A 16751-nucleotide genomic window follows, 5' to 3' on the forward strand; every position below is an offset into this window, starting at 1 on the left:
GTACTTGTTGCGGTAAAGGTATATGAGTTCCCGTTGGAGGTACACTGGTCGTCGGCATAGGTCGGAAGGCTTACCGTCGGCATAGGATCTTCGGCTATAACCACATCGATCTTATAGGTACAGTCCATGGCATCCTTCACCCAAACGTCCCAATTGAGGTTGGTGGCAGGATCAAGGACATCACTGGCATTAGCGGAATAATCACCTGGGTTCACAACCGCACCGTCCTGTACAAAGGCATAGGTATACCCACCGTTCCCGCCAGTGGCTTGTACGGTCACCTGTGCGCCGATGTTACAGTTGGCATTGATATTTTTGGTAACTGTCAGGTCTAGGTCCGCCGCTGGCGATACAATGGTCACGGTGTTCGTGGTATCATCGCAGAAGGGGGTATCCGTAGCGGTAATTACCACATAGAAGTTCCCTGCAGGCAATCCTGAAATGGTCCTTGGGTTGAATGAGGTATCCGAACTTATAACTGCTGTAACGTTGGTTCCGCTACTGTTGAATACCTGATAATCGTAATTGCCCAAATAGTTGTTTACCTGGATCTCTAGCTCCCCGTCGGTATCTCCGAAACAGGTCACCGGGTTAATGGCCGTGGCCACCACTTCTATGAGGTCGTAAGGCGCCACATTATAAGGAGCTGTGGTGAAATAACAACCGGTCACATTATCGGTTACCCTGAAGGTATAGTCCCCTGGTGTGGTCAATGTAAAGTCGGCCGTTTGGCTCACCAAGCTCTGTTTCGGGGCACTTCCCGTAGGCAAAAGCTCAAAGGTAAAGTCGCCCGAACCTCCTGTTACGGTCACCCTGGCCACCTCGTCATTGTTACAGGTAATGGCAGTCTGTTGACCAACGGTAACGGCTGTAATAGTGGGTAAAGGGTTTATGGTTATAGTATCGGTATCTGTACAACCGTTGGCATCACGTACTGTTACGGTGAAATTTTGAACTGCACCGGTATCGTTGATGTTAAAGGTATTGGTAGTAAAGAAGTTTACCCCATTTATGCTGTATGTATAAGGTGCTGTTCCAGTTGTTGGAATATCTGCTGTTATTACAGCTTGGGCTACAGAATTATCTGCGGCACAGGCAAAACTGGTGGCAGTTGCGTTGGCCACTAATGCACTAGGCTCATTGATAGTAAATGGAATATCTGTTTTACATAATCTAGCAGATGTGATCCTTACAATATAATCGCCTTGATCCAATCCGGTAAAGACATTGGAGGATTGTGGTAACAATGTCATTGGAATAGTTCCTGTACTATCGAATAATTGATAGGTATAGGGTGGATTATCCATGCCCGGATCCAGTGTTACCACTATGGAGCCATCACTGGCACCATGGCAACTTATGTCATTTATTTCCCCAATGGCAGCAACTACGGCTGTAGGTACCTCCAAGGTGATATCGATAAATGAATCACAACCGGTAGCTAAATTGTCATAAACGTAAATTCTATAAGTTCCTGGGGTAAGGTTAGAGAAAGTATCTGGAATCTGTTTTGGTCTAATGATATTGTCCGAGGTATCCCTAAGCTCATATCTGTAATTGAATAGTGATCCGCCATATGCTTTTACCTTAATCTCACCATCATCTTGTAATAGAAATTTACATGATGGGGTTACCACAACTTCGGCCGACAGGGAGGTTGGAGTATATATTTCAATACTTTCGCTGTTACCACAGCCATTGGCATCCTTTATTTCTACGGTATGATTTCCTGAACTTAGTCCTGTGAAATCATAAGTTGCCGGGGCACCTGTAAAGGTCACTGCCTGAAATGCTCCTCCATCCAAACTTAGGAAATAAGGTTGCATGCCAGGGGTGTCCAAGGTAACTTGGATGGTAAAATTACCTTCGGTTGTAGCACATTGATCTGGTACAGTAAGACTAATTAACGGTGTAGGATCTTGCCCTACAGTGACATCAAAAAATCTTATACAATCATTGGCGTCCTTTACATAAACTCTATAATCCTCGGCATCGGCATTGAAGAATCCTGAGGTATTGGTTCCGGTCCATGTGGACACATCAGGGGCCGCTGCTGAGGCCAGTTCCAACTGGAATAAATAAGGGGCCTTACCGTAACGTGCATTGGCGGTTATGGTACCTGCATTCAGGGCACAATTATCATTGGTTGAAGTAGCCGTTATCTCCAATAAGGCTGGGGACTGTTCTATTACAAAGGGATCCGATGCGTTGACACATCCAGGATTGCTTCCGTCTATTTCCGTAAAGAGTATGTAATATTCACCTGGTACCAAACCGGCCAAGGTATCGGAATAAGGAGTTCCAGTTCCTGAAAGTCCAGTGGCGCCTCCAGTAACACCGGTGGTATTGTTGGTGACAAAAGTAAAAATCTCGTAATTTACTTCGGTAGCAGTATATCCGCTAATGGTAAAGTCAACTGAACCGTCCACTTCACCAAAACAACTTACGTTGGTGGTTGTGTCTACCGATGATGTTAAAGTTGAATTTGTTGCTACAGGAGCGGTTGCCTCCTGTATAAATTGACACCCTGTATCTGAATCATATACGATGAAGGTATAAGTAACGCCTGGGTTTAAGCCTGTAAAATTGTGGGTATAAGGGGGTGATCCGGCACCTCCATCTTGTATATACCAATCAGTGTTTCCTAAGAACCATGGTGTTGCAGGGTATTGGGCAAAATAGAATGTTCCATTACCTAATGGTCCAGTACTGGCCGCAGCTTCCACCAGCATTTCACCAGTTCCAGGAGCACATCCAGCCACAGGTGAAGTTGTAATAAGGACGTCAGGTCCAGTAGTGATGGTAACGGTGGAGATACTTTCACAACCGTTATTGTCAATTACCCTAACGGTATAATCCCCAAAGTTTAAACCAGTGAAGGTATGGTCATTCGTACCTGATGAGGTATCATAAGTATCCGTAAAGGAATAATCATTGTTGTTTATTTGATAAATATAGGTAGATGTGCCTCCACTGGCATCTACTGTTATTGTACCCATTACATTTGTAGAAGCCGAACAGGATAAATTGGTATGGCTTACATTGGCATTTATGGCAGTGGGTTCTGTTATAGTTTCAGTAGTTGTAACAAAACATCCTTTGTCATCGGTCAATGTTATTTCATAATTCCCGGCCGGTAATCCTGTGGCCTGACTACCATAATTGGTGCCCGAACCAGTTTCTACTATTGTAATAGTATATGGAGCAACCCCTACACTGGTATCCACAACGATATCCAAGGATCCGGAGTTATCTCCATTACAAAGAACATGAGTTGGGGTTACACTTGTAATAACTGGCGTTTCGGCCGGAGTAACGGTTACTACATTACTCTCTGTAATACAACCCTGGGAATCGGTTATTCTAAATCTATACGTACCTGCATTGGATGTAGTATAAGGAAATCCACCTGCATAGGCCGCATAAGCTCCACCGTTAAAGGCTACTTCATAGGTATAGGCAGGATAACCTCCGTTAACGCTCACATTGATTTCAGCATTTGTACTAACGGAACAATCCAGGTCTTTGGTTAAAACTGCATTAGCTGTAAGCTCCGGTTCAATGGTAAATTGAACGGTATCTGTACACCCATTACTATCAATTACATTAAAGTCATAGGTAGCAGGTGTTAAGTCCACAAACGTATTTGAGGTTTGGGTAGGACCTGCGTTCAAACTGTAATAATAAGGAGCCAGCCCACCTGAAGCACCAACAACAATAGTTGCTAAGCCCGTGGAGGTATAGCATAAAGTGGACGCAGCAGTATCAATACTGGCTACTGGATTGGTAGGGGTAACAATATCAAAGGTATCTGTTACGGTACATCCACCGGCATCGGTAACGCTGATAATGTAAGTGCCATCCTGACTTAAGCCGCCAAATGTATTTCCTCCCTGTGGTCCCAAAACAACAGTATCTGGTTGCTCAATTTGATATGTATATCCTCCCCATCCGTCTGTTGCGGTAATGGTTACCGATCCATCTGCGTCACATGTCTTTGGTGTTAAAACAAAGGTAAATGCCAAGGGGTCTGCAGGTTCGTTTACGGTCACAATGGCCGTATCGGTACAATTGGTGGTATCGTCCGTAACGGTAATGGTATAATCCCCGGCCAAAAGACCGCTAAAGTTCAATGGGTTGGTGTTTATTCCGGATTGTGGGGCAATGGCTGTTGGTCCTGTTACGGTAAAGCTATAATTGCCACTAAATCCGGTTATATTGTATTGTATGGCTCCATCCGAACTTCCCTGACAGGATACGTTCTGTGTCAAAGTACCCAGCACATTTATCTTGGCAACAGGGTTTAGGGTGTAGTTTTCGTCATATGAACATCCTTTGGCGTCAGTAATTCTAAACGTATAGGTGTCGGGAGCAAGTCCTGTAAATATACCTGTTGCATTGGAAGCGACTGCGACTGCCGGTGCAATAATTTCATAAGTGATTGCACCGCTACCTCCGGTTGGAGTTAGGGTGATATCAGAAGTCTCTGCTGGACAGTTGGCAGCCGTGGCACTGAATGAAATGTTTGTTGGTGGCGTTAACGGATCAATGGTTATAGGCCTAGTGGCGGTACATCCATTGGCATCCTTAACGGTAAGCGTATAATTTCCGTCCTTAAGTCCGGAAAAACTATTAGCTCCAAAATTAATGCCGTCTATACTATACGTATATGGAGAAGTGCCGCCAATTACGTTTTGGGCCTCCACACTGGCATCCTGTAGACAGGTATATTCTTGGATTATAGCTGCATCAAAAGTGATAGCTGCTGGCTCTCCCACGGTAACCAAATTGGTTACGGTACATTCCTTGGCGTCCTGAACAGTATAGGAATAAGTTCCTGCGGCCAGGCCGGAATAAGTAGTATTATTGCTAAGTCCTCCTCCATTAAAATTTACCTGATAAGGTGCCGTTCCAAAATTGGTGTCCAATACAATTTCCACAACGCCATCAATACCTCCATTACAGCTTACATCGGTCACTGTTTCAGAGGCCTGTGGGCTGCTGGTAGGATCTATCGTAATCTCTGTTGTTTGGACAGTACAGCCTTCGTTGTCCGTAATTTCGAAGACATAGATTCCGGCTGTGGTTGCGGTGTAGTTAAAGGTGGTCACTCCGGCGCCCAAGGCAGTTGAAGCTCCATATCCCGCAGCATCAACATCTACTTTGTAACTATAATCTGGGTAACCTCCATTTATGATAATATCTATTATCGCATCAGGAGAAGTGGTACAATCCAATTCTTTTGTGACAGCGCTTGATACACTAAGCTGTGGCGCAATAGTTATAATATTTGTAGTAACATTACAACCATAGGCATCACGAACTTCAACGGAATAAGCCCCTGGCGCAAGATTGTTAAATACATTTCCATTTTGTGCCGGAGCCCCGTTAAGACTATAAGTATAAGGAGCAATTCCCCCAGCAGCGGTTGCGGTAAGGCTAACTCCTGTTCCGGGAACGTAACAAAGGTCTGTGGTTGCAGCCAAAGTTGCTGTAGGACTTGTGGGTGCAACTATATCAAAGGTATCTGTTACGGTACATCCACCGGCATCGGTAACGCTGATAATATAAGTGCCATTCTGACTTAAGCTGCCAAATGAATTGCTTCCCTGTGGTCCCAAAACAGCGGTATCCGGTTGCTCAATTTGATATGTATATCCTCCCCATCCGTCTGTTGCGGTAATGGTTACCGATCCATCTGCGTCACATGTCTTTGGTGTTAAAACAAAGGTAAACGCCAAGGGGTCTGCAGGCTCGTTTACGGTCACAGTGGCCGTATCGGTACAATTGGTGGTATCGTCAGTAACGGTAATGGTATAATCCCCTGCCAAAAGACCGCTAAAGTTTAATGGGTTGGTATTTATTCCAGATTGTGGGGCAATGGCTGTTGGTCCTGTTACGGTAAAGCTATAATTGCCACTAAATCCGGATATATTGTATTGTATGGCTCCATCGGCACTTCCCTGGCAGGATACATTCTGGGTCAAAGTGCCCAATGCATCTATTTTTATTACTGGGTTAACCGTATAGTTTTCGTCGTACGAGCATCCTTTGGCATCTGTAACCCTAAAGGTATAAGTGTCCGGAATAAGATTATTAAATACTCCGGTTGCATTTGTTGCTATAGAGGCTGCAGGGGCAATGATTTCATAGGTGATAGCTCCACTTCCTCCTATTGCGGTTAAGGTGACATTTGATGTCTCGGACGGACAGTTGGCCGCGGTACTACTAAAAGTAATATCGGTTGGTGGATCTAAGGCTGGAACATTTACGGGAATGGCCGCAAAAGTACATCCACTGGCGTCACGAACGGTGATCGTATAATCTCCATCGGTAAGTCCGGTAAAGGTATCCCCAGCAACAAAATTTATTCCGTCTATACTAAAAGTATATCCAGGTGTTCCCCCAGTTATATTTTGGGCTTGTATACTGGCAGTTTGCAGACAGGTATATGGTTGTGTTAGTACGGCATCCGCAGTAATGGCATTGGGCGCCGTTAAGGTTGCGCTACCGTTAAAAGTACAACCTTTACTGTCCCGAACTATATAATTATATGTTCCCGAAGCAAGTCCGGAGTATGTGGTCTGATTGCTAAGCCCTGCACCATTGAAGTTTACCTGATAAGGCGCAGTTCCAAAGTTGGGATCTATAACAATTTCCACACTACCGTTCCCGGCACCATCACAATTTGGATCCGTAATATTATTTGTTGCTACAGGATTGGTAATGGGATCCACAACAACAGTGGTTTGTGCTGTACAGCCTTCACTATCTGAAATTAGGAAGGTGAAGCTGCCATCAACGGCCGTGTTATAAGTTATGGTATTACCAACTATAGCGGTACTTGTTCCACCGTTTATTTGATAGCTATATGAGGCATATCCACCATTTATGGTAATATCAATTATTGCTTCAGGAGAGGCAGAACAATCCAATTCTTTAGTAATAACATTGGACACTGTCAGCTGTGGCTCTATGGTTATTGTATTTGTAGTAACATTACAACCATAGGCATCACGTACTTCAACGGAATAGGCCCCTGGCGTAAGATTGTTAAAGACATTTCCATTTTGTGCCGGTGCGCCGTTAAGGCTATAGGTATAGGGTGCAATCCCACCTGCTGCTGTTGCAGTAAGGCTAACTCCCGTACCAGGAACATAACATAGGTCTGTTGTGGCATCTAAAGTTGCAGTAGGATTTGCCGGGGCTAAAAGATCAAAGGTGTCGGTAACCGTACATCCTCCGGCATCGGTAACACTAATGGTATAGGTGCCTGTTTGATTAAGACCTGAAAATACATTGCTTCCCTGAGGGCCTAAATTGCTATTATCGGGCTGTTCAAGTTCATAGGAGTATCCTCCCCACCCATTGGTTGCAGTAATGGTAACCGATCCATTGGCGCTACAAGTTAAAGGAGTTGTGCTAAAGGTAATTCCTAAGGCAGTTGCCGGTTCACTTACAGTAATCGTGTTGGTGTCGGTACAGTTAGTAGTTTCATCGGTAACTACTATGGTATAATCGCCAGCTACCAGACCAGTTAAATTAATTGTGCTGGCAGACTGTCCCGTAATGGCGGTTGCACCATTAACGGAATAGCTATAGGTAGTGCTAAAATCGGTTATTTCAAAGTCTATGGCTCCATCGGCATTTCCTATACAACTTACGTTGTTGATCAAAGTACCAACAGCGGTAATAGGATCAACTGGAGTAATGGTGTAGGTTTCGTCATAGGAACAACCCTTACTATCTGTAACCCTAAAGGTGTAGGTGTCCGGATTAAGGTTATTAAAGGTTGCAGTCTTACCAGCTATGGAATTTGATGTAATGGCCGAAGGGGCAATGATCTCTATGGTCAATGGGTCAATACCATTTACTGCGGTTACAGTAACATTGGATGTTTGTGTAGGGCAGTTTGGTGCTGTTGAGGTAAAGGTGAGGTCTGTTGGCTCATCAAGCGGGTCAATTACTATGGTATTGGTAACAAAAGTACAAAGCGTTGCATCCCTTATGGTAATACTATAGCTTCCACTCGTAAGATTGGAAAAAGTTTCCGCACCTGGGCCCGAAACAAAGTTCACCCCATCAATACTATAAGCGTAGGGAGCCGTTCCTCCAGTAACATTTTGTACTTCAATGATACCTTCCTGCAAACAGGTATAGTCCTGTATTAAGGTCGCATTCCCCGAAATACCGTCGGTAGGACCGCTTATAGTGAAATTTTCTATATAGTCACAACTAACGGCTCCTTTTGTCTGTGTCAAGGTTACCGTATAATCGCCCTGGGGTAAATCGGTAAAGGTACCCGAAGCGTTGGATACTATTGTGTTATCGGGGTAAGTTAGTTTATAGGAAATTGTATAGCCATTGCTATTACTGACATTTACTGAAAAAGATCCATCATTGGCGCCAAAACAACTTTCATCCATTACTGTAGTTGTATATTCTACGGACGGAGCTATGGTTATGGTAGCTATGTTGGAAAAGGCAATACAGTTATTGCCATCTACAACAACGAATCCATAATCACCTTCTTCCCCTACACTGAAGGTAAAATCGGCGTCATTTTGATAAGCGGATGGAGGAATTGCTGCAACACTTGCATAAAGTGGAACACCGTTCTTACTCCAAATGGCGTAGTTATAGGCAGGATTGGGAAATCCGCCTGTAGTGGTCAGGGTAATTATTCCATCTTCACAACCAATATTAGCGGTGGTAGCCGCGGTTAATACGGGGTCTGGAATTCTTGCCACTGTTACGTTTTGGGAATCCAAACAACCATCATCGGTTCTGGTGATTATGATATAATCTCCAGGATTTAAGTTTTCAAAAGAATAATTGTTGTCCGGCTGGGCGGTTTCATTGTCCAGTAGGGTACCTTGTCCCCCATTTGAACCGTCATCAATACGAATTTCATACTCATAATTGGCTTCTGCATTCAATGCCTGTATATTGATACTTCCCAGGTCATTACAGTTGGCAGGGGTGGAAGTAATATCGACCTGAAAATCCCTATCCCTGATACCTATGTCCGGGGTGCTGAATTCACAGGAACCATCTATTGGTTCCCCTGTAAGGTTATCCAACTGCATAATTCCAACTCTGTAGGCACCATTGGTGTTAATAGTAAAGCTTGGACCGTTGTTGGCACTGTAAGGGACTACTATGGTATTATTGGCAACATCATAAAGTTGATAACCATACCCCAAACCTAGATTGGTAATGGTAATATTTCCCGGAGTAGTACAAATAATATCATTGGCATTGTATTGTACGTCCAAATTGTTCTGGAAGACGTTAAAATAGAAGCGGCTAAAACAGCCATTTTGGTAATTGATTACCAATCGGAATTTGCCTGCACTATTGGCTGTAAAGCTTGATCCTTGTGCTACTTGATTCCAAGTACAGGTGGCATTTTTGTTGCCACAATCGTCCCCGGCATCTGTACAACTGCCTTCTACCAACTGTTCCCAAACCATGCTCTGGGCATCTGTAATATTGACTTGGATTAACTGAGTGTCGTTTACGCCACATAAGAATATCTTGGGTAACGGACTTCCATCAACGGAACAGTTAACAATTTCGCCCTGTACATCATTGGTAGGATCGGCATCATTGTTACTGTTATTGAAAAAATCAACTATAGGGTTTGTTTGGGTGGTACCAAAACGTTCCACAGTCAATATTTCCTTAAAGCCCTTACAGGGATCGGCAACAATTTTGTCTACAATATAGGTGCCAACGGCATTGACCATAAATGTACTGGGGTCATTATCCGAATCTCCATCGGTTATTACGGTATCGGAGGCATCCAATTGTTGATTTCCGTTTTCATCCTTGTACCATATATAATCGTCAAAACCATTTCCGGCATCCAAGAGTACTTGATCCCCACAAAGTTGAACTGTTCTGGCAAAGTTACAATCGTCCAAATCATCCAATAAAAAGTTGGTGGCACCAGGAGTTACAAATCCACAATTATCAAAATCCGTAACACTGGGATCATCACTTATAACATTGTTATTTAATACCCCTCGATAAGTAGAATAAGCTAGGTTTTGGATAAGATCTGAACAGGCATCTATAAAGTCGTAACAGTTTTCTGCAACCTTAACGCGCATACGGATAGCATACTGTGGATCGTTTTTCTCCACCAAGTTGTTTGGAATGGAAAACAGAACCGTACGGGTAGGTTCGTCATAGGTATAGGTAACACCCGCCGGTAAGGTAAATCCTGATTCAATCAAGGTTACATTTATAGGTAGGATATCCTTGATCGTATAGCTGTCTCCATCATCATTTCCCACATTTTGGAATTCCAATACATAATCTAGGGTCTGTCCTAGATTTACCCCTTGCCCGGTTATATCATTTCCGGCAATATCTTCAACCCTTTTTATCAAATTCATTATGGGCTCAATAATTTCAACATCAAAAGAGGTGAAGAAGATATCGTATTTGTCTTGTGAAGAACTCGCCCTTAAGGTTGCCCCTGTTTCGTTGTTGGGAATAACGCCGTTAAGTGGATTGTTGATGTTAAAAAAGTCTACATCCCAACCCAGTGTATTTATGGAGTTGGGGGTTCTGTCCATCACTATGGCATTCGCCCTGGTAATATTACTATTAAAGAAGTTATTGGTAGGGTTTACCGTGTTCCCTAATGGGGTATATGTTAAGTTAGAGTTGGCCTTTATGGAAAGTCCGTCACCACCTATTCTGTTATCCCCTTCCAAGGTACCAACACCCAATTGTGCAATTACGGGAAATGGTGCTGGGAGCGTGGTAAATCCGTTTACCGGAATATCTACAGTTTCCCCTGATTTAATGCCGGCATATCCGTCAAAAGTGGTAATATATTTTCCTGGTAAATTGGGATCTTCAAAAACTACGACCATTTTCCAACCTCCGGAAACACCTCCGGAAATACTGCTTCCCGAGCTGGCCCTTATGTTGGCGGCAAAATATTCCCCATTGGGGTTTGCCATCCCGGCAACAATAGATGTAACATCTTTATAACAGGCGTATGGGCTGTAATAGCCAAAATCGGCATCCCCTGCGCCGTCAAATAATATTTCATCTGCAGTTAAGTCTTGATAAGCACCACCAGGGATTTTAAATTTAAGTGAGTTAAAGCCTGTCCTGTTGTTTGAACTGAAAACAGCAGACCAATATAGACCAGCATAGCGGACTTTGGCACAATCAGGATTGGGAACCGTTAGAATTGCGCTACTTGAACTAAAGGTGGACGCATCGCCATCGATATCAATGTATTGCATATCGAGGTCGTCATTATATTCAGAGGAATTTCCTGTTTCATTGTAGGGGTCATTTGGGGAAACAAAAGAATTTACCCAAACATATTTCCATTCTCTACATTCCCCCTTTTTATTTACTTTAACACATTGGTAGTCCCAATATCCATTGGCTTGCCTATTGACGATATTGTTTGCTATAAAGGTTATATCACCACGGAGTTCATTTTCATAACGAACGTCAAAAGTGTTTTTTACCTGTGAATAGGCAGAGATGACGCCTAATAGTAAAAAACAAGTTAACAGTAATTTTTTAATATTTTTTGATCCCATCAGGTAAATTAGTTTGGTATGGTATTCATTATTTAGGTTCTCAAGCCATTAATAATGTTTACTTTGAATGGGAGGTTTTTGGAAATTAAATTTTAGTTGTTGAAAAACTTCTTGATAAGTTTCTGAAAACCTGACATTCATAACAAATATTAATCTTAATACTGAGCTGGGAAATTTAATGTTGTAGCAGCGCTATATTCTGTTGTGAAACTCTTTTATAGTATGGTTAGCCATCTTTATAAAAGCAGCTTTTAAGAATGTAGTTATGAAGGAACTATCTATTATTACTAGTTAATGCCTAGCGTAGCTGGGATCAAAAATGACATAATGGATACTGTAGTATATCACAGTAGTGATAGCTATACCTTGGGGAGGTAAATTTTTAAGAATTAGTTTGTTGTCAAACGCAACAAACATTATTTCATCGCATTCACCCAAATAAGCTAGGGAATTTGGTAATTATTGAAAATGATTGGGAATGGAATTCAATAGCCCGGAATAAAAAGGGCACTACCTTATCAATCATTTAGCCGTGTAAGCTAGGCTTTTTCGGGAAGGTTCATCAAGTAACTTGGCATTGTATTTTTTCCGAAACTTACTAATCGTTTTTAGGGCATTGTTCGCAATCCGAAGTTTAATCTGATAGTTACCTGAATTGACCGGTTAATATATTTTTTAAGAGAAAGTTGAATTAGGTCATTTGATTTGGTGTTACCCGCATGATCCACATTTTATCGGTGTAAGTATCGTTTATCTTAGAGTAATAGGAAACCAATGCATTGTTCCAGGATTCGTGTCTCTTAAGATATACATATCTATAGTTATTTTCGGGGTTGATAAAATAACTGGCACTTAATCCTTGGGCATTCAACATTTTCACAAATTTATTGGCATTATTTGCATTGGCAAATACATTGGCAATGATGTAATAACCAGTTCCCAGACCATTTATCTTGTACACTTTGGCCGTAGGATCATTGGAGGTTACATTGTCTTTAACCACAACATTTTTCTGAAGTTTGTCCAGGGCATATTGTGTTGATTTTTCCTTGATCTTGTTTACGTTATCCACATAGGCCTTATCGGCATCGGTGTAGCGGGTGTTGTCCACATTCATAATCCACATATCCTTGGAATAGGTACCATTGATGTTGGATTTATGGGCGGCCAGTGCCTCTTGCCAGGTATCATACCTTTCTAGATAAACATATTTAAGACCATTGTTGGCATTTTCGAAATAGTCTGCCCTAACTCCGTTATTGGCAAGTTCCGTTACAAATTTATTGAGATATTTTTCACCTTTATAGACATTGGCTACAACATAGTAGCCGTCGGCTACCCCATCCAAATTCCTGAATATTCTACTCTTAATATTATTTTGTTGGGCTACCCTTGTAAACTCGTCCTGTTCGGTGTCTTCACTTTTTACTTTTGGGGTAATTTTGGTTTCAACAGTCCTAGTGGCTATAGCATCCTTGGGTTTGGCCACAGGATTTATAACGTTCGGTTTATTTTCTGTTGGGTTGGGCTTGGAATTATTGACCAAACCTCCGTTTTCATTATTAACGAGATACATTTTCTTGGCTTTTTCCTCAATGTCCGGACGCTTGCCCTGCGTTTCTTCGCGTACCATTTTCATTACCATTTCAAACCTGCGTTCCAAATCTTTCTGACGGTTGGTTTCTGATGAATCTTGACGGAACATTAACTCGGCCAAAATTTCATCATTTTCCGCCAAAGCTTTCTTTAGTTTTTCTATTTCCAGTTGTTGTGCGGTAAGGGTATCTTCCTGTTCTTCTTCATTTTCCGCAAGTTCCTCATAACCTTCTTCCAACATTACACGATCTTCTGTAAGATTTGGGGTTATGGAGTAGGCAAAGGATATCTCATGTGTTAATCCAAAATTGTCAAAATTGTTGGACAGGCCTTTTTCCATGGTATACCCTAAAGAGAGCCTGCGGTTTATGTTAAATCCAATACCGGCAGAAGCGCCATAGAAACTATCATATCCACCTTGTAGCCAACCTAATTTGGGCAAGTCCAGGATAAGACTACCACCTAGGACTATCTCTTCGGTTCCAATTTTACGTACTCGTGCCAGGGGCATTAAACGACCTGCTTCAAAAATGCCGGTACCGTTTTCAAACTGATGGGTATATTGTAAATGTCCGGAGAAGGTTTTATCGCCAAATTCGGTTATTGTCTCACTGGTCTTTAAATTATAGTCAAATAGGTTTTCAGCGAATACTCCAAAATCAAACTGGCCAAAAGAAATATTGAATCCTGGTTGAAAGGACAAAAGATTGGAATCCTGTAGCCCGTTTAAAGCGGGGTCATTGGGATCCAAGGCATTGGCTCTGTTCCTATCAAATCCACTGTTGTAATAAGCTAGGTTTGCCCCAAAGGTAAAATTGCTCTTATCACTTAATTTAATGCCATAGGCATAGTTGGCCATAACGCCGTAGTTGGATATTAGTCCTTCCCTTTGTGTATATAGGCTTAGTCCCAAACCACTGCGGTCATTGACACGACCACTGTAACTTAAGAAATAGTCTTGGTTGTTATCGTTAAAAGATACCGATTGGTTTCTGTGTAATAGATTTATATATGATTTGTCTTCCCTTACCGTAGAAAAGGTGGGGTTAATTAGAAATCTATTGAATTTTAGGAGGTTCTGTGAGGGAACATCGTAAGAAACAAACGGACTCTCTTCCTGCCCTGTAACCTTGGTTAGGCAGAGTAATAGAAAGATGATATATAAATAGTTTTTCTTAAACATGGTGCATTATCGTATTACTGTAATAGTACCTTTCTTTAAAGTTTCCTTGGCATTTTTAATGGTATAATAAAATACCATATTTTGTTTCGGGAATTTCATGGAAGCTTCCGGCCAGTTATTCTTGTATTGGTTCTGGCTAAGTACTTCCTCTCCTTTGTCGTTATAGATAATAACTGAAATATTGGGGTCTTTAGTATATGTATTCGGAATAATCCATTGGTCGTTGTAGCCGTCGCCATTTGCAGTGATTACATTTGGGATACCAAAAGTGTCTTGATAGGAGGCGGAAAATGTTTTGGAAACCTCGCAATTGTTAACGGTTGCAGTTACCATATAACTTCCTTCCTGAGTAATGGAAACGGTGTCCGTATCACTCAACATAACACTGTTTTGGTCGTACCATTTATAGCTTGTGGCCCCACTGGCAGAAATTATTTTGCTGCCGCCTTCGGGAAATACCACCTCGTTATTGGTTATGCTAAGGGCTATCAAGGAGTCGTCCAAAGGAGAAACAATGATCTCATTGGATCTAAGATCACAACCGTTTTTCTGTACTATTAGTTGATAGGTGCCTGGTGCGGTAACCGATAATGATTCGCTCAAGGTATTTAAATTTACGCCATCTTTAAACCAATCAAAGCTTTCACCCGTTAGTGTTGTGGTTGTTGAAATGTCTATTGTCTCACTGGAATTACATATTACTGTACCAGTGGATGATACGGTTAATGTTTCGTTGGTCAACAAACGTACAGGTAGTGCATTGGAAGTAGAAGTAAAACTGTCCAAGGTTCCTATAACTTTATATTCCCCGTTTTCACTAGTATTCGTTAAGCTGATATTACTTCCATTGGCAGAGGCAATGTTGGCTCCGTCCCTAGTCCACTGGTAGGAGAAATTGCTTTTTAAATCTGCGGTTACATTGGTTTTGGAACCATCCGATAGTACGGCGTTAATAGTACTTATTTCAATAGCTACGCTTGTATTAATACAATCGGTATATTCTGTAGTATAGTTGGTAATTAGCTCAAAGGAATCAGGGTTTACCACTGTTGTAGTTTCCGTGTTCTTGATGGCAGAGGTACAGGCACCACCACTTAATGTTACTTCTGCGTAGTAATTGCCGACAGCATTTGCTACATAGGAACTATTTGTTGCCCCCGCAATTATGGTGTTATCCTTATACCATTGGTAGGTTACGGATGCGGCATCGGAAGAAGCAGTTAAATTGGCAGTTGCTCCCGGTAAGATGACCATATTGGCCGGGTTGTCCCTAGAGACAGTAAAAAGACCGGCATTGGTAATGCTTACGCTGTTGGAGGTTTCTGTACAAATACCATCTCCCTGTATCTTTACAGAATAGTCACCTGGAAAATTGGCGTCATTTGTATCTATGGAATAGGTATAGGCACCTAGGGTGCTTGGTTGAATAATTGTTGTTCCCTTGTACCAGGTGTAGGCAAGGTCCGGATAGTTCATATTGGCCTCAAGTGGCGCATAACTTTGACCTGAACACAATGCAGTTTCGGCCGGTGGGTTCAGTGCCAAGCCTACGCTTGTACCAATTTCAACCTCAATGGAGAGCGACTGTGTATTGGCGGATCCTGAACAGGTGGAACCGTAATCCAGTTCTACAACGTAATAACCACTTTCCGAAACTTCAATGGATGATCCGCTTCCGCTGCTGGTGAAGGGTGATGTATTTTTATACCAATTATACCGATAAGTTTCTGGGTTGGGTACATTGTATACTTCCAAGGTAGTAGTTCCCCCGTTGCATAGTTGTATTTTCTGTGCAGGAGGAGCTCCTGAGTCGCCCACTTCTCTAATGGCGAGCGTAGAGTTGAAATCTATATAGTACATTTCAAAGGCATCTGAAACAGGGCTTGTTTTGGCAGGACTGGTACTTCTTACCCTAAATCTGTAGGCATCTCCCCTTGTATCCGTGGGCAGTGCAAATGAAAATTCAAAGTCGAAGTCCGAATTCTTGTCCGCTACCCTGGCCAATTCCTTGGGACTCCCAAAGGAACCAGTGGCATCGGATAATTCCAATACAAATTCATTGTCACTGTTTACAGTAGGAAGCCAGGTGAAATTTATGTAGTATTCGTTAAATGTTGCAGATGCACAGGCAGCGGTCCAAACTGAGTTGCCCGCTAAATTTGGGTTGTCAGCAGGAGTAGGTTTGTTCAGAGTCTGTGCTGAAATTGAGCTTGCACCCAACAGCATCAATGTTAGAACGAAAATTAGTAGGTTATTTTTTTTGTTCGGGTTCATGAGATGTTGTAGTTAGGGGTTACTACCAGCTTTTATTGTTGATAATTGTCAGATAACTTTTTTCAAGATTTGGCAATACATTGAGTTACAAAGTATTCAACTACAAATATGTTATA

General features: G+C 42.2%; 3 protein-coding genes. All 3 read right to left on the reverse strand.

From position 1 onward, the window contains the following. Positions 1–11582, reverse strand: an 11582-nt coding sequence (locus tag KO529_RS08740) for a beta strand repeat-containing protein (RefSeq protein ID WP_215947533.1), incomplete at its 3' end; no start/stop codon positions are given. Positions 11583–12273: 691 nt separating this feature from the next. Then, positions 12274–14361: a PorP/SprF family type IX secretion system membrane protein gene (locus tag KO529_RS08745; RefSeq protein ID WP_215947534.1), complete on the reverse strand. Its 2088-nt coding sequence runs from the start codon at positions 14359–14361 to the stop codon at positions 12274–12276. Positions 14362–14367: 6 nt separating this feature from the next. Beyond that, positions 14368–16635, reverse strand: coding sequence for a gliding motility-associated C-terminal domain-containing protein (locus tag KO529_RS08750; protein WP_215947535.1), 2268 nt, complete (start codon positions 16633–16635; stop codon positions 14368–14370). Positions 16636–16751: the final 116 nt, after the last annotated feature.

The sequence above is a fragment of the Arenibacter algicola genome (genome assembly GCF_018860365.1).
Taxonomy (GTDB): domain Bacteria; phylum Bacteroidota; class Bacteroidia; order Flavobacteriales; family Flavobacteriaceae; genus Arenibacter; species Arenibacter algicola_B.

Excerpts from the sequence above, each read along its gene's own strand:
- KO529_RS08745 (WP_215947534.1), bottom strand. The coding sequence starts at position 14,361 with ATGTTTAAGAAAAACTATTTATATATCATCTTTCTATTACTCTGCCTA.
- KO529_RS08750 (WP_215947535.1), bottom strand. The coding sequence starts at position 16,635 with ATGAACCCGAACAAAAAAAATAACCTACTAATTTTCGTTCTAACATTG.